Here is a 15,061-nt window from a genome sequence, read left to right on the forward strand (position 1 = left end):
TAACGCCCGCGCCGCGAGTAGGGTCGTGCACGTTCGTCGTGGTGGGAAGGGTGCGGTTGTGAGGCTGACGATTCTGGGCGGCGGAGGATTCCGCGTGCCGCTGGTCCACGGGGCGCTGCTCGCCGACCACGCCGAGGGACGGGTGACCCGGGTCGTCCTGCACGACGTGGACGCCGGCCGGCTGCGCGCGATCACCCGCGTCCTCGCCGAGCAGGCCGACGGCGTGCCCGACGCCCCCGAGGTGACCGCCACCACCGACCTCGACGAGGCGCTGCGCGGCGCCGACTTCGTCTTCTCCGCGATCCGCGTCGGCGGCCTGGAAGGCAGGGCGAACGACGAACGGGTCGCCCTCGCCGAGGGCGTGCTGGGCCAGGAGACGGTCGGCGCGGGCGGCATCGCCTACGGTCTGCGCACCGTCCCCGTCGCCGTCGACATCGCCCGCCGGGTGGCCCGACTCGCCCCCCACGCCTGGGTCATCAACTTCACCAACCCCGCCGGCCTGGTCACCGAGGCCATGTCCCGCCACCTCGGCGACCGCGTCATCGGCATCTGCGACTCACCGGTCGGCCTGGGCCGCCGTATCGCCCGGGTGCTCGGCGCGCGCCCGCGGGAGGCGTGGATCGACTACGTCGGCCTCAACCACCTCGGCTGGGTGCGCGGTCTGCGGGTCGATGGCCGCGACGAGCTCCCGCGCCTGCTCGACGACCCCGCGCTGCTCGGCTCCTTCGAGGAGGGCCGGCTCTTCGGCGCCGACTGGCTCCGGTCGCTGGGCGCGATCCCCAACGAGTACCTGCACTACTACTACTTCAACCGCGAGGCGGTGGGCGCCTACCAGCGGGCGGAGCGGACGAGGGGCGCCTTCCTGCACGACCAGCAGGCCCGGTTCTACGCCGGGGCGAGCGACCCCGGCGCCGCCGCCCTGGACCTGTGGGAGCGCACCCGTGCCGAGCGCGAGGCCACCTACATGGCCGAGAACCGGGAAGCGGCGGGCGCGGGGGAACGTGAGGCCGACGATCTGTCCGGCGGCTACGAGAAGGTGGCCCTCGCCCTGATGCGGGCCATCGCCCGCGACGAACGCACCACCCTGATCCTCAACGTCCGCAACCGCGGCACGCTTTCCCCGCTGGACGGGGACGCCGTGATCGAGGTGCCCTGCCTCGTGGACGCCAACGGCGCGCACCCCGTGTCCGTGGACCCGCTGCCCGATCACGCCACCGGTCTGGTCTGCGCCGTCAAGGCCGTCGAGCGCGAGGTGCTGGCCGCCGCCCACTCGGGCTCCCGTGCGACAGCCGTCAAGGCGTTCGCCCTGCATCCGTTGGTGGACTCCGTGAACGTGGCCCGGCGTCTCGTCGACGGCTACACCGCCGTCCACCCCGGCCTCGCCTACCTCGGATAGCCGGCCGGAACCGGCTTCGGGTCGGCCGGTCGCCCCCCGTGACAGCGGCCGACCGACCCGAGCTCCCCCCGTTCCCCCGTGCTTCCCCCCCCGGCGGCTTCCCCAAGTCGCCTTCACCGTTAAGAGCACGCAGCCGGGCCCCTGATACACCCCCGGCGGAGATTTCCCGGAAAAAAATTCCTACGAGCGTGCTCCGGTCGCCGTCCTCGGCTCCACGGGCGCCGCAGGAGCCGGTACGGCACCCAGCGCGGGCGCGGCCGCGAGCACATCGGCGCGCAGTTGCGGCGACGGCACGGGCAGCAGCGGACGCGGACCGGACACCACCGTGTAGTCCTGGCCCAGGAACGGCGGCGTCATCTCGCCGGGGTCCTCGCCGAGCGCCAGCCGCACGGCGGCCCACGGGGCGTTCACACCGCACAGCGACAGCTGGTGCAGCCCGCCCGCCGGCCGGGTGTTGACGTCCATCAGCATGGGCCGCTCGCCGAGCATCCGGAACTGGATGTTGGACAGGTGGTGCAGCCCGAAGCCCTCCGCGATCCGCCGGGCCGGCTCCAGCCACTGCTCGTGCAGGGTGAAGCCCCTGCGCCGGCCGTTCTTGGTGCGCCCCACCGCCAGCCGGATCCGGTTGTCGGGCCCGGTGAGGCAGTCCACCGACACCTCGGGCTGCTCAAGACGCGGCATCACCAGCCAGTCCACCGGCTCATCGGCCTGCCGTACGGCGTCCAGCACCAGGCCGAGCGGCACATGGGGGTTCGGGAAGCCGCTCAGCTGCGCGAGTGAGTACGGGGCGCGCGTGATCACGCGGAAGCCCACGCCGCCCGCTCCGGACGCGGGCTTGAAGCAGGCCCGGTGACCCCGCGCCTCCAACGCCTCGACGGCCGCGAGGAGCCCGTCCGCGTCGCGCACCCGCCACCACGGCGGCACGGGCACCCCGATCGCCTGGACCGCCTCGTAGGCGATCACCTTGTCGTGGAACACGGCCACCGCCTCGGGAGGCGGCGCCAGCAGCGCCGTACCGACGGCCTCGAACTCGGCGCGGTGCGCGACGATCGCCGCCTGGTGCAGCCGGGGGACGAACACGTCGATGCCCCGCCGCTCGCACTGGGCGAGCGCGTACTCGACGTACGCCGCGGGGGACAGGCCCTCGGGTTCCAGCTCGGCGGTGTCGGCGGCGGCCAGCACGGGCGAGTCGGGGTCGCCGTGGGTGGCATGGATCTCGACGGCCCGGTCGCTGGGATTTCTCCGCAGCTGATCCATGAAGAACACGTTCTCCGCGTACGTGCGGTTGAGCCAGACGCGTACGCGAGAGACCATGCAGGCCGCCTTTCACGGTTCGCGGGCAGGGCTCAGCGGCCCGTTGCCCGGGCAGGACTTATGAGGGGTCGCCAAACCGCCCTGTGCGAAGGGCGTTTCATGGCGGTGGTGCGGCAGATCATACGGCTTCCGCGACAGCTCCTGATACCACGGGCATACGCCGGGTCGTGCTTGTCCCGGCGGCACGAATGTGATCTCGTGGTGCCGTTCGTGACGGCTGAAGGGACGACGGGTGATGTCGGGGACAGGCGGCGGCGGGCAGCTGTGGGCCATCAGCGACCTGCACATCGGTTACGCCGAGAACCGTGCCCTGGTCGAACAGATGCGGCCCGAGTCGGACGAGGACTGGCTGCTGGTGGCCGGTGACGTCGCGGAGACCGTGGAGGACATCCGCTGGGTCCTCAAGACCCTCGCCGGCCGGTTCGCCAAGGTCGTCTGGGTGCCGGGCAACCACGAGCTGTGGACCCATCCGAGCGACGCGGTCACGTTGCGCGGCGTCGCCCGCTACGACCATCTCGTCGAACAGTGCCGCGAACTCGGGGTGATCACACCCGAGGACCCCTACCCGGTCTGGGAGGGGCCCGGCGGCCCGGTGGTCGTCGCACCGCTGTTCCTGCTGTACGACTACTCCTTCCTGCCGTCCGGCTGCGCCACCAAGGACCAGGGACTGGAGTACGCGCACGGCACCGGTGTCGTCTGCACCGACGAGCATCTGCTGCACCCCGATCCGTACCCGAGCCGGGAGGCCTGGTGCCGGGCCCGGGTCGCCGAGACCGAACGCCGGCTCGCCGAGGTACCGGAGGGTCTGCCGCTCGTCCTCGTCAACCACTATCCGCTGCACCGCCATCCGACGGACGTGCTGTGGTACCCCGAGTTCGCCATGTGGTGCGGCACCATGCTGACCGACGACTGGCACCGGAGATTCCCCGTCCACACCATGGTCTACGGCCACCTGCACATCCCCAGGACCACGTGGCAGGACGGTGTCCGCTTCGAGGAGGTGTCGGTGGGCTATCCGCGCGAGTGGCGCAAGCGGGCACAACCGCCGGGGCGGCTGCGCCGGATCGTGCCGAGGGAGGACGAGGGCCGATGATCGAGGAACTGCTGCCGCAGACGGTGGTCGCCGTGGAGGCCTACGGCGACGAGGGCGTCGACGCTCCCCTGTATCCCGAGGAGGAGGCGCTGGTGGCGCGGGCCGTCCTCAAACGCCGCCGGGAGTTCACCGCCGTGCGCTCCTGCGCGCGCCGTGCCATGGAGAAGCTCGGCGTGCCGGCGCAGCCCGTGCTGCCCGGTGAACGCGGTGCCCCCATCTGGCCGGAAGGGCTGGCCGGCAGCATGACCCACTGCCAGGGTTACTGCGCCGCGGCCCTGGTCCGCGCGGGTGACCTGGCGTCCCTCGGTATCGACGCCGAGATCCACGGGCCGCTGCCCGAGGGCGTGCTGTCCAGCGTGGCGCTGCCGGAGGAAGCGGCGCGGGTCGGACGGCTGACCGGGGAACTGCCCGCCGTGCACTGGGACCGGCTGCTGTTCAGCGCCAAGGAGGCCGTCTACAAGGCCTGGTTCCCGCTCACCGGGAAGTGGCTGGACTTCCTGGAGGCCGACATCTCCTTCTCCCTCGACCCCGGTGCGGACACCCACGGCGGCTTCCGCGCCACCCTCCTGGTCCCCGGACCCCGGGTGGGTGGCCGCGTCGTCGACCACTTCACCGGCCGCTGGACCACCGGGGGAAACCTGATCGCCACGGCGATCGCGGTCCCGCACATCTGAACCGGGGGCGTCCCGTGGCAGCGGCTCTTGCCGCGCCGCCACGGGACGCCTGCCCGCTACGGCTCGGGGTGCCAGTCGCGCAGCATGCGGAAGAACGCCTCCTCGTTGCCCGCCAGGCCCGCTCGGGCCAGCGCCGCTTCCGCCTCGGCGAGTACGGAGGGCGGGACGATCGCGTGCCTGGGCGCGTCCGGCGGGGCGGGCTGGGTGTCGAAGGTGGCGCGCACGGTGTACAGCAGTCGTAGATAGGCCTGGACGGCGGTGCGCTCGCGGTCGGTCAGTACGGCGGTGGGCATCGCTCGGCATCTCCCCGTGTCGTCGTCATGGGTCCTGCGCCCCCGCACTGGAGGGGGCGTACCTCCAGCTTGCCGTCCGCCACTGACAACCGGGCCGCGACGCGGCCCGGTTCGCCCGCGCGGAGGGGCTCGCGCGCCGGGGCGCGCCCGCTCAGCCCCGCGGACCCAGGTATCCCAGCGACGCCCCGATCCGGCCCGCGAGGTGGTCCCGCTGCACCGGTCCGCGCAACGACGAACCGGCGAGCCTCGTCCGGCACTTGCTGGCCAGCAGCAGGCCGAAGGCCTCGGCCTCCTTCTCCTCGGCGAGGTCGAACCGGGTGCGCGCGGCGACCCTCAGGACGGTCGCCCGCAAGGCGTCCTCGTCGGGGGCCTCGTCCAGGAGCCGCGTCGCGACCTCGGCACCCTCGACGTGGTGACCGCGGTGGCCGGCCTTCATGTGCCACAGCTCATGGCCCAGGATCACCAACTGGTGGTCGGGCGCGGTGCGCTCCTCGATCACCACGAGGTCCTGGTCCGCCATGTCGAGCCACAGCCCGCTCGCGGTCCCCGGCGGGAAGACGGCCGTACGGAACCGCACGGGCCGCCCGCGGCGCCTGCTCATCCCCTCGCACAGGGCGGCGTACAGATCGGCGGGCCGTGCCGGGACGGGAAGCGTCAGCTCCGCGAGCAACTCGGCGCACAGGCGGCGCATTTCCCTACCGATGCCCACAGTTCTCCCCAGGTCACGACTTGGGCCGCTGGACACTCTCCAGGAGCATGTCCAGCCACTCCGCGACCTTGTCGCGGTGCTGGTCGGTGGGCAGCTGCGCGGCCCGCCAGGCGATCCCGCGCACACCGTGGTCCTGCAGCAGCCGCTCCAACGGGTCGTCGGCCTCCGCAGCCGCCCGCCGCTCCCGGTCGGCGAGCTTCTGCAGCAGTTCCTGCTCGGTGTGCTGGAGCACGCTCGCGAGCGCCTCGGGGTCCTCGGCGGTCAGGAAACCGGCGTGTACCCGGAAGAACCGCTGGATGGCGTCGCAGTGCTCCATCGTGGGCCGCCGGTCGCCGTTGATCAGGGCACCGGCCTGCTGCCGGGACATGCCCGCGCCGTCGGCGATCTCCTGCTGCGTGTACTTGCGGCCGTTGGGCTTCAGCCGGGTGCGGCGCAGCAGGTCCAGCCGCTGCACGAACCGGGCCTGCACATCGGGCTCCCCCGCGGACCGGCCGCTCAGCAGCGCCTTGACCACGGATTCCGGCACACCGGAGGCGACGGACAGCCGGCCGACGTCGAAGACCTCGGAGTGCGCCACGCCGAGCCGGTCGGCGAGTGCGGTGACGCGGGCGACGACGGCCGGCAGCGCGGTCGTCGGCGCGGTGCCCGGACCCTCGAAGCCACCCGTCACCGAAAGATCTCCTACGTCTCTCACAGGCTTCTCACAAGCGATTGCCGTGAACTTCACGGAGACTAGCCGTGGTTCGAACTCACATCCAGGTCTCGCCACAACTGTGGCCAATTTCAGCCGTCAACCGACATGAAATGCCACGATAGTTGACACGCCTCACGTCCGGGCAGCAGGATCGGGGCGCCGCGTCAGGGCCGCACAGGCAAGAGGGGTGACCTCCCGATGGCATATCAGGCAGGAGGGCAGCGGCCGGCACCGCGGCCCGCCCCCGAGACTCCCGAGGCCCAGGCCTATCTGCAGGACTACGCCGCGCTCCTGGAGGCGGCCCCCTTCCCCTCCCTGGTGGTCGACCACTGCTGGGACGTGCGGCTCACGAACAGTGCTTTCCGGACACTTTTCCAGGATGTCGAGCCGCACCCCACCGCCCTGCCCGTCGACAACTTCCTGCGGTTCGTCCTCTTCCACCCGGACGCCGCCACGGTGCTCGGCGACCACGAGTCGAGTTGGTGCCTGCCGATGCTGGCCCACTTCGCCAAGACCGTCGAGCGGCACGGCCACGACCACGGGCTGCAGGCCATCCGCCGCGACATCGCCCAGGATCCGATCATGGAGGCCGCCTACCGGCACGGACTGCCGCACTGGCTGCGTGCCGTCGGTGAGCAGGCCGCCGAACACGACGGCGCCGTACGGCCGCTGCTGCACCCCGACCCGCGCTGGGGCGCCACGGACTGCCGCATCGTCGTCGAGACCACCGGAACCCTCCGGGACATGGACTGTGTCCGGCTGACCCTGGTCCTGCGCGAGGCACCCCGTGTCCCGACCGGGGCCCGCAGGGCGCGCCGTGCGGCCTCCCACCTGAGAGTGGTCCCCGCCGCCGACTGAACCGGTCCCCGCAGGCATCGTCCGCCCTGTTCCCAGCGCAGGTGCTGTGTGACATAGTACTGGCGTGAGCGAGCCGCTGACCTGCGATGTCGTGGTAGTGGGCGCCGGGATGGTGGGCGCCGCCTGCGCCCTGTACGCGGCCCGGGAGGGCCTCGCCGTGACCGTCGTGGACCGGGGCCCGGTGGCCGGCGGGACGACCGGCGCGGGCGAGGGAAACCTCCTGGTATCCGACAAGGCGCCCGGACCCGAACTCGAACTCGCCCTGCTGTCGAACCGGTTGTGGGCGGAGGTGGCCCAGGACCTCGGCAAGCCGGTCGAGTACGAGGCCAAGGGCGGCCTGGTCGTCGCCGGAACACCGGAAACCGCGTCCGGGCTGCGGGAGTTCGCGGCCGCTCAGCGGGCGGCCGGGGTGACGGCCGAACCCGTGCCCGCCGACCGGCTGCGCGATCTCGAGCCGCACCTGGCGCCCGGCCTCGCGGGCGGTGTGCACTACCCGCAGGACGCCCAGGTGATGCCCGCCCTCGCGGCGGCCCACCTTCTGCGCGCCTCCGGCGCCCGGCTGCTCACCGGCCGTGAGGCGACCCGGGTGCTGCGCGCCCCCGACGGCGCGGTGTGCGGTGTGCGCACGGACCGCGGCGACCTCCACGCCCCGGCGGTCGTCAACGCGGCCGGTACCTGGGGCGGCGAACTCGCCGCGCGCGCCGGAGTGTCCCTGCCCGTCCTCCCCAGACGCGGCTTCGTCCTGGTCACCGAGCCGCTGCCGCCCCGCATCCGGCACAAGGTGTACGCCGCCGACTACGTGGCCGACGTCGCCAGCGACTCGGCGGCGCTGCAGACCTCGCCGGTGGTGGAGGGTACGACCGCAGGACCGGTACTGATCGGCGCCAGCCGGGAACGGGTCGGCTTCGACCGGTCGCTGTCGCTCCCGGCGGTGCGGGCACTGGCGGCGGGCGCGACACGCCTGTTCCCCTTCCTGGCGGGCGTCCGGGCCATGCGGACGTACATGGGCTTCCGGCCGTACCTGCCCGACCACCTCCCCGCCATCGGGCCCGACCCCCGGGCGCCCGGCCTGTACCACGCGTGCGGTCACGAGGGCGCGGGCATCGGCCTGGCCACCGGCACCGGGCTGCTGATCGCCCAGTCACTGACCGGACGGACTGCCGCCCTGGACCTCACGCCCTTCCGTCCCGACCGTTTTCCCCCGCGGGCCGCCGACCTGACCCGCCGCACGGGCGCTCCGTCCGCCGAAGCAGAGGAGGCCGAGCAGTGAATCCGCTGGAGCGTGCCGGGGCGCGACCCGGCCCCGCGTTCACGGTCACGTTCGACGGGCGGCGGATCGAGGCGCTGCCCGGCCGGACGGTCGCCGCCGTGCTGTGGGCGGCCGGCATCACCGCCTGGCGTTCCACCCGGGGCGGCGGACGTCCCCGAGGGGTGTTCTGCGGGATCGGGGTGTGCTTCGACTGCCTGGTCACCGTGAACGGCCGCCCCAACCAACGGGCCTGTCTGGTCCCCGCGCGGCCGGGCGACGTGATCCGCACCCAGGAGGGGACCGGCCATGCGGACTGACCTCGCGGTGATCGGGGCGGGGCCGGCCGGCCTCGCCGCGTCCCTCGCGGCGGCCGCACGTGGCGTACGGGTCGCCCTCGTCGACGCGGCGCCGGAACCGGGCGGGCAGTTCCACCGGCAGCCCGCGGCAGGGCTGCGTGCGCGACGCCCCGAGGCCCTGCACCACCAGTGGCGCACCTGGATCCGGCTGCGGGACGGGCTCGCCGCGAGCTCCGTCCGACTCCTGGCGGAACATCATGTGTGGTGCGTGGAGCGGACGTCCGACGGTCTCACCGTGCACGCGCTGCTCGGACCGGACGAGGAGGAGCCCGCCGAGGTGCACGCCACCGCCGTGCTCCTGGCAACCGGCGGATACGAGACCGTACTGCCCTTCCCCGGCTGGACCCTCCCCGGCGTCGTCACCGCGGGCGGTGCGCAGGCCATGCTCAAGGGCGGCCTCGTCGTACCGGGCCCGACCGCCGTGGTCGCCGGGACCGGGCCGCTGCTGCTGCCGGTGGCGACCGGGCTCGCCGCGGCCGGCGTACAGGTCGCCGCGCTGGTGGAGTCCGCGGGCCCCGGGCGCCTGCCGCGGCACGTCCGGTCACTGGCCGGCAAGTTCCCCGAGGGCGCCGGCTACGCGGCCCGGCTGCTGCGCCACCGCGTACCGTTCCTCGCCCGCCACACCGTGGTCCGCGCCCACGGTGACGACCGGCTGACCGGTGTCACCGTCGCCGCACTCGACGCGCACGGCCGCGTCCGGCCCGGCACCGAACGCCACCTGCCGTGCGACACGCTCGCGGTGGGGCACGGCATGCTTCCGCACACCGACCTCGCCGAGGGCCTCGGCTGCCGACTCGACGGACTCACCGTGGCCGTCGACGGGGAGCAGCGCACGGACGTACCCGGCGTGTGGGCCGCGGGCGAGGCCACCGGCGTCGGCGGTGCGGCGCTCGCCCTCGCCGAAGGACACATCGCCGGCCGCTCGATCGCCGCCCGGCTGCGCGGGACCGCACCGGATCCGGGTCAGTGGGCGCCCGCCGCCCGGGCCCGCGCCCGTATGCGCAGGTCCGCGGCGGCCCTCGACGCCGTCTACGCCCCGCCCGCCCGCTGGACCGACCGGGTCACCGATGACACCGTGGTCTGCCGCTGCGAGGAGGTCACGGCGGGCGCGGTCCGCGAGGCCCTCACGCTCGGCGCCGGGGACGCCCGGACGGTCAAGCTGCTCACCCGGGCCGGCATGGGCTGGTGCCAGGGCCGGATGTGCGGGCCGGCCGTCGCGGGGCTCGCCGGCTGTGGACCCACCCCTTCCCGGCGGCCGTTCGCACGCCCCGTGCCGCTGGGTGTACTCGCCGAACAGCACACCGAGGAAGGACACTCATGACCGACCACCGTCCCTGGCGCGGCCTCCTCGTCGCCACCGCCCTGCCGCTGAACGACGACCTCTCCGTGAACCACGACCGCTACGCCGAACACTGCGCCTGGCTGGTGGCGAACGGCTGTGACGGCGTCGTACCGAACGGCTCCCTCGGCGAGTACCAGGTGCTCACCCCCGAGGAGCGCGCCAAGGTCGTCGAGACGGCCGTCGCCGCGATCGGCGGGGAACGCGTGATGCCCGGTGTCGCCGCCTACGGGTCCGCCGAGGCCCGCCGCTGGACCGAGCACGCGGCCGAGGCCGGCTGCCGGGCCGTGATGCTGCTGCCGCCCAACGCCTACCGTGCCGACGAGCGCTCCGTCGTCGCCCACTACGCCGAGGTCGCCGCCGCCGGACTGCCGGTCGTCGCCTACAACAACCCCATCGACACCAAGGTCGATCTGGTGCCGGAACTGCTCGCCCGGCTGTACGGCGAGGGGCACGTCCACGCGGTCAAGGAGTTCTCCGGGGACGTCCGGCGGGCCTACCGGATCGCCGAACTCGCCCCCGAACTCGACCTGTTGATCGGCGCGGACGACGTCCTGCTGGAACTCGCCGTGGCCGGCGCCAAGGGCTGGGTGGCCGGCTACCCGAACGCGCTGCCCCGGTCCTGCGCGGAGCTCTACCGCGCCGCCGTCGGCGGCGACCTCGCCACGGCGCTGCCGCTGTACCGGCAGGTGCATCCGCTGCTGCGCTGGGACTCACGCGTGGAGTTCGTCCAGGCGATCAAGCTGTCCATGGACCTCGTCGGCCGGTACGGCGGCCCCTGCCGTCCACCGCGGGTACCGCTGGAGCCCGAGCAGGAGGCGGCCGTCCGCGCGGCCACCGAGAAGGCCGTAGCGGCCGGACTGGCGTAGGGGGGCGGTCATGCGCAGCAAGCTCGTCCTGCACGCCGTCGACTCGCACACCGAGGGCATGCCCACCCGCGTGATCACCGGCGGCATCGGCACCATCCCCGGCGCGACCATGAACGAGCGGCGCCTGTACTTCCGTGAACACCGCGACGACGTCAAGCGGTTGCTGATGAACGAGCCGCGCGGCCACTCCGCGATGAGCGGCGCGATCCTCCAGCCACCGACCCGCCCCGACTGCGACTGGGGCGTGGTCTACATCGAGGTCTCCGGTTACCTGCCCATGTGCGGGCACGGCACGATCGGCGTCGCGACGGTGCTGGTCGAGACCGGCATGGTCGAGGTCGTCGAACCGGTCACCACCATCCGCCTGGACACCCCCGCCGGGGTCGTCGTCGCCGAGGTCGCGGTCGAGGACGGGGCAGCCACGGCGGTGACCCTGCGCAACGTCCCGTCCTTCGCCGTCGCCCTCGACCGGGAGGCCACCCTGCCCGACGGACGCACGGTCACCTACGACCTCACCTTCGGCGGCAACTTCTACGCCGTCCTGCCGCTGGACCGGCTCGGCCTGCCCTTCGACCGGGCCCGCAAGGACGAGATCCTCACCGCGGCCCTGGCGCTGATGGACGCCGTCAACGCCGCCGGCGAGCCCGTCCACCCCGAGGATCCGACCATCCGGGGCTGTCACCACGTCTACCTGGCCGCGCCCGGCTCGACCGCCCGTCACTCACGGCACGCCATGGCGATCCACCCCGGCTGGTTCGACCGCTCGCCCTGCGGCACGGGCACCAGCGCCCGCATGGCGCAGCTGCACGCGCGCGGCGAACTCCCGCTGCACACCGAGTTCGTGAACGAGTCCTTCATCGGCACCCGGTTCACCGGCCGGCTGCTCGGCACCACCGAGGTGGCGGGCCGCCCGGCCGTGCTGCCCAGCTTCACCGGGCGCGCCTGGATCACCGGCACCGCGCAGTACCTGCTGGACCCGCGGGACCCGTTCCCGGCGGGGTTCGTCCTGTGAACGCGAACCGTCCCGCCCTGCGGTCCCTCGGCGGTCGCAAGCCCAGCTACCGCGAGCGGGTCGCGGACGCCCTGCGGGCCGCGCTGATCGCCGGGGAACTGCGCCCGGGCGAGGTGTACTCGGCCCCCGGGCTCGCCACCCGCTTCGGTGTCTCCGCCACCCCCGTGCGCGAGGCCATGCTCGACCTCGCCAGGGAAGGGCTGGTCGACACGGTGCCCAACAAGGGGTTCCGGGTCACCGCCGTCTCCGACCGGCAGCTCGACGAGTACACCCACATCCGCTCGCTGATCGAGATCCCGACGACGGCGGAACTGGCCGGCACCGTGGACCCGGTGGCGCTCCAGGCGCTGCGCCCGGTCGCCGAGGAGATCGTCACCGCCGCCGCGGCCGGCGACCTCATCGCGTACATCGAGGCCGACCAGCGCTTCCATCTGGGGCTGCTGGCACTCGCCGGCAACGGGCACCTCGTCGAGGTCGTGCGGGACCTGCGGCGGCGCGCACGGCTGTACGGGCTGACCGCGCTGGTGGAGCAGGGGCGGCTGGAGGCGTCGGCCGAGGAGCATCTGGAGATACTCGACGCGCTGCTCGCCCGGGACACGGAGGCCGTGCGTGCCGTGATGACCCGCCACCTCGGGCATGTCCGGGGGCTCTGGGCGGCACCTTGACAGCGCGTTTGCGTAGCAACGCAAGCGGCTTGCGGTTCTTGCGCTATTCTTGCGTTCATGACGCGACGACTTGCTGTGGTGGCGAAGAAGGTCGGGGTCAGCGAGGCCACGGTCAGCCGGGTGCTCAACGGCAAGCCGGGGGTCTCCGCGGCCACCCGGCAGGCTGTGCTCTCCGCCCTGGACGTGCTCGGCTACGAGCGGCCCACCCAGCTGCGTGGTGAGCGCGCCCGGCTGGTCGGCCTGGTCCTGCCCGAGCTGCAGAACCCGATCTTCCCCGCCTTCGCCGAGGTCATCGGCGGCGCGCTGGCCCAGCTCGGGCTGACGCCGGTGCTGTGCACCCAGACCCGGGGCGGCGTGTCCGAGGCGGACTACGTGGACCTGCTGCTCCAGCAGCAGGTGTCCGGGGTCGTGTTCGCCGGTGGGCTGTACGCCCAGGCCGACGCGCCCCACGACCACTACCGGCGGCTCGCCGAGCGCAACATCCCCGTCGTCCTCGTCAACGCCGCGATAGAACACCTCGGTTTCCCGGCCGTGTCGTGCGACGACGCCGTGGCCGTGGAGCAGGCCTGGCGGCATCTCGCCTCGCTCGGGCACGAGCGGATCGGGCTGGTGCTCGGCCCCGGCGACCACATGCCCTCGGCGCGCAAACTGGCCGCCGCGCGCGCGGTCGCGGGGGAGGTCCCCGAGGAGCACGTCGCCCGCGCCATGTTCTCCATCGAGGGAGGTCACGCCGCCGCCTCCCGGCTCATCGAGCGGGGCGTCACCGGCTTCATCTGCGCCAGCGACCCCCTCGCCCTCGGTGTCGTACGGGCCGCCCGCCGCAAGGGACTCGACGTGCCGGGGCAGATCTCCGTCGTCGGTTACGACGACTCGGCGCTGATGAACTGCACCGAGCCCCCGCTCACCACCGTCCGGCAGCCCATCGAGGCCATGGGCAAGGCGGTGGTGGAACTGCTGAACGCGCAGATCAGCGGCAGTGCGGTAGCCGCCGAGGAGCTTCTGTTCGAGCCCGAGCTGGTGGTACGGGGGTCGACCGCTCAAGCACCCCGTTCCTGAGATCCGCCCGACTGTCGGATAATTGCAAATTCTGCGCGACATCTTGCGGACCGATGTCGTCGGTGCTTGAGTGTGCCCCGCCCACCGCTCCTGTTCCGAGGGGTTCACTCGCTCCTGTCCCTTAAGGGGTCCACCGATGAGAAGCACCGGGATCCGCCGTTCTCTGGTCGCCCTGGGCGTCGGCGCGCTCGCGCTCACCGCCTGCGGCTCGGACGACGACGAAGCCGCCGGCGGCAAGACCCGCATCACGGTCAACTGCATGCCGCCCAAGAGCGCCAAGGTCGACCGCCAGTTCTTCGAGGAGGACATCGCCGCCTTCGAGAAGAAGAACCCGGACATCGACGTCGTCCCGCACGACGCGTTCCCCTGCCAGGACCCCAAGACGTTCGACGCCAAACTCGCCGGCGGGCAGATGGAGGACGTCTTCTACACCTACTTCACCGACGCCGGGCACGTCGTCGACATCAACCAGGCCGCCGATCTCACTCCGTACGTCAAGGAGTTGAAGAGCTACGACACCATCCAGCGGCAACTGCGCGACATCTACACCGCCGACGGCAAGGTCTACGGCATCCCGCGCACCGGCTACTCCATGGGCCTGATCTACAACAGGGCGCTCTTCGAGAAGGCCGGCCTCGACCCGGACCGACCGCCCACCACCTGGGCCGAGGTCCGTGACGCCGCCAAGAAGATCGCCGCCCTCGGCGACGGCACCGTCGGCTACGCCGACTACAGCGCCCAGAACCAGGGCGGCTGGCACTTCACCGCCGAGCTGTACTCCCAGGGCGGCGACGTGGTGAGCCCCGACGGCGAGAAGGCCACCGTCGACACCCCCGAGGGCCGCGCCGTGCTGCGGACCCTCCACGACATGCGGTGGAAGGACGAGTCGATGGGCAGCAAGCAGCTGCTCGTCATCAACGACGCCCAGCAGATGATGGGCGCCGGCAAGCTCGGCATGTACCTCGCCGCCCCCGACAACATCCCGATCCTGGTCAAGGAGAAGGGCGCCGAGTACCGGGACATCGCCATCGTCCCCATGCCCGGCGGCAGGGCCACCCTCATCGGCGGCGACGGCTACATGTTCAACAAGAACGCCTCACCCGAGCAGATCCGCGCCGGCCTGAAGTGGCTCGACCACATGTTCCTCACCCCCGGTGACGGCTTCCTCGGCGACTACGCCCGCGCCAAGAGGAACGACGCCCCGGTCGGCCTGCCCGAGCCCCGCCTGTTCACCGGCGCCGCCGACGAGAAGGACCAGCAGGTCAAGAAGGCCAACGCCAACATCCCGGTGGAGAACTACCGGGCCTTCCTCGACGGCAACCAGCAGCTGGAGATGAAGATCGAGCCGCCCAGTGCCCAGCAGCTCTACTCCGTCCTCGACGGGGTCGTCTCCGCCGTCCTCACCAAGGAGGACGCGGACATCGACCGGCTGCTGAAGGACGCCTCCGGCAAGATCGACGGCATCCTGGCCCGGAGCTGACCGG

Annotated in this window: 16 protein-coding genes; 12 read left to right on the top strand and 4 right to left on the bottom strand. The window is 72.6% G+C overall.

What is annotated here, in order from left to right; genetic code table 11:
* The first annotated feature begins 58 nt into the window (after positions 1-58).
* The gene (locus IE178_RS28020) at positions 59-1,396 is read left to right on the top strand and encodes a 6-phospho-beta-glucosidase (protein WP_193514227.1); all 1,338 of its coding nucleotides are present in this window, start codon (positions 59-61) and stop codon (positions 1,394-1,396) included.
* A 180-nt stretch (positions 1,397-1,576) separates the two neighbouring features.
* Here IE178_RS28020 and IE178_RS28025 read toward each other — a convergent pair whose 3' ends face one another.
* The gene (locus tag IE178_RS28025; RefSeq protein WP_193514228.1) at positions 1,577-2,710 is read right to left on the bottom strand and encodes an ATP-grasp domain-containing protein; all 1,134 of its coding nucleotides are present in this window, start codon (positions 2,708-2,710) and stop codon (positions 1,577-1,579) included.
* A 232-nt stretch (positions 2,711-2,942) separates the two neighbouring features.
* Here IE178_RS28025 and IE178_RS28030 point away from each other — a divergent pair, with 232 nt between their 5' ends.
* Both IE178_RS28030 and IE178_RS28035 read left to right on the top strand, forming a co-directional pair.
* Entirely contained in the window at positions 2,943-3,803 is an 861-nt protein-coding gene (locus IE178_RS28030; protein WP_438874418.1) for a metallophosphoesterase family protein, read from the top strand.
* On the top strand, positions 3,800-4,477 hold the full coding sequence (locus IE178_RS28035) for a 4'-phosphopantetheinyl transferase family protein (RefSeq protein ID WP_193514230.1): 678 nt from the start codon (positions 3,800-3,802) through the stop codon (positions 4,475-4,477). The genes IE178_RS28030 and IE178_RS28035 overlap by 4 nt, the downstream gene beginning before the upstream one ends.
* Before the next feature lie 56 nt (positions 4,478-4,533).
* Here IE178_RS28035 and IE178_RS28040 read toward each other — a convergent pair whose 3' ends face one another.
* The 3 genes from IE178_RS28040 to IE178_RS28050 all read right to left on the bottom strand — a co-directional run bounded on the left by IE178_RS28040 (position 4,534) and on the right by IE178_RS28050 (position 6,149).
* On the bottom strand, positions 4,534-4,770 hold the full coding sequence (locus tag IE178_RS28040) for a hypothetical protein (RefSeq protein WP_193514231.1): 237 nt from the start codon (positions 4,768-4,770) through the stop codon (positions 4,534-4,536).
* 151 nt (positions 4,771-4,921) lie between these two features.
* Positions 4,922-5,461, bottom strand: coding sequence for a toxin-antitoxin system, toxin component (locus IE178_RS28045; protein WP_193514289.1), 540 nt, complete (start codon positions 5,459-5,461; stop codon positions 4,922-4,924).
* 31 nt (positions 5,462-5,492) lie between these two features.
* Positions 5,493-6,149, bottom strand: coding sequence for a helix-turn-helix domain-containing protein (locus IE178_RS28050; RefSeq protein WP_184763178.1), 657 nt, complete (start codon positions 6,147-6,149; stop codon positions 5,493-5,495).
* 222 nt (positions 6,150-6,371) lie between these two features.
* Here IE178_RS28050 and IE178_RS28055 point away from each other — a divergent pair, with 222 nt between their 5' ends.
* The 9 genes from IE178_RS28055 to IE178_RS28095 all read left to right on the top strand — a co-directional run bounded on the left by IE178_RS28055 (position 6,372) and on the right by IE178_RS28095 (position 15,057).
* Positions 6,372-7,031, top strand: coding sequence for an MmyB family transcriptional regulator (locus IE178_RS28055; protein ID WP_193514232.1), 660 nt, complete (start codon positions 6,372-6,374; stop codon positions 7,029-7,031).
* Between the two features lie 64 nt (positions 7,032-7,095).
* Positions 7,096-8,301 (top strand): NAD(P)/FAD-dependent oxidoreductase, encoded by a 1,206-nt coding sequence (locus tag IE178_RS28060; RefSeq protein ID WP_193514233.1) that lies wholly within the window; start codon positions 7,096-7,098, stop codon positions 8,299-8,301.
* On the top strand, positions 8,298-8,597 hold the full coding sequence (locus tag IE178_RS28065) for a (2Fe-2S)-binding protein (protein WP_184763181.1): 300 nt from the start codon (positions 8,298-8,300) through the stop codon (positions 8,595-8,597). The genes IE178_RS28060 and IE178_RS28065 overlap by 4 nt, the downstream gene beginning before the upstream one ends.
* On the top strand, positions 8,587-9,957 hold the full coding sequence (locus tag IE178_RS28070) for an FAD/NAD(P)-dependent oxidoreductase (protein WP_193514234.1): 1,371 nt from the start codon (positions 8,587-8,589) through the stop codon (positions 9,955-9,957). Before IE178_RS28065 ends, IE178_RS28070 begins: the two co-directional genes overlap by 11 nt.
* Positions 9,954-10,844: a dihydrodipicolinate synthase family protein gene (locus tag IE178_RS28075; protein ID WP_193514235.1), complete on the top strand. Its 891-nt coding sequence runs from the start codon at positions 9,954-9,956 to the stop codon at positions 10,842-10,844. The genes IE178_RS28070 and IE178_RS28075 overlap by 4 nt, the downstream gene beginning before the upstream one ends.
* A 10-nt stretch (positions 10,845-10,854) precedes the next feature.
* Positions 10,855-11,856 carry a proline racemase family protein gene (locus IE178_RS28080; RefSeq protein ID WP_184763184.1) on the top strand — a complete coding sequence of 334 codons (1,002 nt, stop codon included), beginning with the start codon at positions 10,855-10,857 and terminating at the stop codon, positions 11,854-11,856.
* Positions 11,853-12,521 carry a GntR family transcriptional regulator gene (locus IE178_RS28085; protein WP_193514236.1) on the top strand — a complete coding sequence of 223 codons (669 nt, stop codon included), beginning with the start codon at positions 11,853-11,855 and terminating at the stop codon, positions 12,519-12,521. Before IE178_RS28080 ends, IE178_RS28085 begins: the two co-directional genes overlap by 4 nt.
* A gap of 57 nt (positions 12,522-12,578) precedes the next feature.
* Positions 12,579-13,577 (top strand): LacI family DNA-binding transcriptional regulator, encoded by a 999-nt coding sequence (locus IE178_RS28090; RefSeq protein WP_193514237.1) that lies wholly within the window; start codon positions 12,579-12,581, stop codon positions 13,575-13,577.
* Between the two features lie 136 nt (positions 13,578-13,713).
* Complete coding sequence (locus IE178_RS28095) at positions 13,714-15,057, top strand: ABC transporter substrate-binding protein (RefSeq protein ID WP_193514238.1); 1,344 nt, start codon at positions 13,714-13,716, stop codon at positions 15,055-15,057.
* Positions 15,058-15,061 lie beyond the last annotated feature (4 nt).

It is taken from the genome of Streptomyces griseoloalbus (genome assembly GCA_014650015.1).
GTDB classification, from domain to species: Bacteria; Actinomycetota; Actinomycetes; order Streptomycetales; family Streptomycetaceae; genus Streptomyces; species Streptomyces griseoloalbus.